We start from the raw sequence: 679 nt of genomic DNA, 5'->3' as shown, positions 1-679 counted from the left end.
AAGTTTAAAGAAGCGCAGGCCATGTTGAAGGACGGTTTTGAAGAAGGAGAAACAGCTGCAGCCTCTGCCGTGCAGGCTGCGGCAGAGGAAGCCGCACAGGCGAGTGTAAACAATGATATAATAGCGCCTGCCAGAACGGATGTCTCTGTCGCCGGACGGGACGCAAAAGAAACCATCTTGGCGGAGGCTATTGTGGCGGAAAAGGAGAAGGATTTTGGGAGATAAGGTTATTCAGGAAATGCCTTTACGCGATCACTTGCAGGAGTTTCGGAAACGTATCAGTATCTGTCTGGCCGTTGTCGGCGCAGCATCTTTTGCCTGCTACGGGTATGTGGATGATATTATTGCCCTCTTGTCGGGACCTGCGGAAAAGCTGTATTTCATGAATCCGGCAGAAGTTTTTTTTACATATGTGGAAATTGCCGTCTATGCAGGCGTTCTCGTGACATTACCCGTTCTTCTTTATGAGCTTTGGGCGTTTATCGCTCCCGCTTTATGGCCTGAAGAGAAAAGGGCGGTGCTGCTCATCCTGCCGGCAGCGGTTCTTCTTTTTTATGTCGGTCTTGTTTTTGCGTATTACTTCGTTGTCCCGGCGGCGGTCGGCTTTTTTATCGGTTTCGCGACGCAAACATTACAACCTATGTTTTCTTTGGAAGCGTACTTGTCCTTCATCATGGCC

The 679-nt window shown here is 49.5% G+C and carries 2 protein-coding genes; both read left to right on the top strand.

Translation table 11 applies throughout. The features are described 5' to 3' along the window. Positions 1-225: hypothetical protein (locus HMPREF0080_RS03400; RefSeq protein ID WP_006789815.1), on the top strand; the 225-nt coding region annotated here is incomplete at its 5' end. After that, a partial coding sequence (gene tatC, locus HMPREF0080_RS03395; protein WP_006789814.1) for a twin-arginine translocase subunit TatC occupies positions 215-679 on the top strand: 465 nt, incomplete at its 3' end. The genes HMPREF0080_RS03400 and tatC, both read left to right, overlap by 11 nt.

Source organism: Megasphaera geminata F0357, assembly GCF_000239275.1.
Classification (GTDB): domain Bacteria; phylum Bacillota; class Negativicutes; order Veillonellales; family Megasphaeraceae; genus Megasphaera; species Megasphaera geminata.
The sequence above is the reverse complement of the archived record's forward strand: the minus strand, read 5'-3'. Positions and strand labels throughout refer to the sequence as shown.